This is a genomic window from Mycoplasma sp. 4463 (assembly GCF_048381515.1).
GTDB lineage: Bacteria > Bacillota_I > Bacilli_A > Mycoplasmatales > Metamycoplasmataceae > Mycoplasmopsis.
Window position 1 is genome coordinate 1 of record NZ_JBLWID010000043.1, and the last position, 1,579, is coordinate 1,579.

Below are 1,579 nucleotides of genomic sequence, written 5' to 3' on the forward strand. Positions count from 1 at the left end.
TGAAAAACACCCCAACATCATTGAGGTGTTATTATGTCTAATTAAACCTTCTGTCCATTTTTAGTGTCCCAGTTTAACCACTTTACTGAAGTGGCTTTTAGTTTTTTACATCTTGTACGCTATGTAAAAGCTATTTATTATGATCATAAAATAAAGTAAAATAATAGTTATGTATAAACATGAAATTAAGGAAATAAAATCAAATTTAAAAAAGCTTAAAGAAGAAATATTAAACAACAGAGAACTAATTTATGAAGCTCTCAAAAAAGATTTAAATAAAAATCCCTTAGAAGCTGAAGCCACTGAAGTAGGTCAAGTTTTAAATGAACTTAATTTATATATTAGAAAGCTAAAAAGATGATGAAAAAATAAAAGAGTAACAAACTCGATTCACACTTTTTACAGCAAAACATACATAAAAAGTGAACCATACGGAAATATTCTAATTGTATGTCCTTGAAATTATCCATTCAATTTATCTTTCATTCCTGTTATTAATGCAATAGGAGCAGGTAATAATGTAATATTGAAATTATCTGAATTATGTCCTAACACGAATCAAGTTGTTAAAAAGATTTGAACAAGTGTTTTCAATAGTACGCAAGTCAAAATCTATGAAGGAGACAAGGAAATAGTTGGGCAAATTTACTCTGAAAATAAGATTGATTTTATTTTCTTTACAGGTTCAGAAAAAGTTGGACAAATTTATTACAAAAAAGCTGCTGAATTGTTAATTCCATGTGTATTGGAATTGGGTGGAAAATCGCCTTTTATTGTTGGATACACAGCAGATATAGAAGAAGCAGCTAACAAATTGGTTTTAGGAAAATTACTTAATGCAGGTCAAACATGCATTGCACCTGATTATGTATTAGTGCATAAAGAGAAAAAAGAAGAGTTAATTCGGGAAATTAACAATTCATACCATTCTATTTTTAAAGAAAAAAATGCGATGAATGAGGATATTGCAAGAATTGTAAATAAGGAACATTATGATAGATTAGTTAAATTAGTACCACAAGCTAAAAGGAATGAAGAAACATTACAATTTGATTTAAATATCTTAGAATTATCAGATAACACAACTCAGAAAGTTATGTCTGAAGAAATTTTTGGACCATTGTTACCTATTATTACTTTTAATGAGTTAGACGATGCAGTTAAATTTGTGAATTCAAAATCCGAACCATTAACAGCTTACTTGTTCACGAGAAATAGTTATGAAATTAATAAAGTAACTAATGAAATTAAAGCTGGATCAATAGTGATAAACGACATACTTTTACAACTACAAAATAGACGTTTAGCATTTGGAGGTAGAGGTAAAAGTGGAATTGGTAAGTATAGAGGTAAAGCTGGTTTTGATACATTCACACACAAAAAACCTATAATTTATAAAACACAAGTCTATAAAGAAAAGAGAACTTTGAAGATATTGCAAAATAAATCAAAAATACTCAAACTACTTCAAATTTTCAATAAATGATATTAGACATTTAGACTAAACTAGGACAAGTCTTATAGACAATTTATAAAAAACTCAAAGCATCTCAACATTGTTGAGGTGTTTTTCAATTTA

The 1,579-nt window shown here is 27.8% G+C and carries 1 protein-coding gene; it reads left to right on the forward strand.

Going from position 1 to position 1,579, the window contains the following annotated elements:
* Window positions 1-169 precede the first annotated feature (169 nt).
* On the forward strand, window positions 170-1,492 hold the full coding sequence (locus ACNF36_RS02995) for an aldehyde dehydrogenase family protein (protein ID WP_418303678.1): 1,323 nt from the start codon (window positions 170-172) through the stop codon (window positions 1,490-1,492).
* Window positions 1,493-1,579 lie beyond the last annotated feature (87 nt).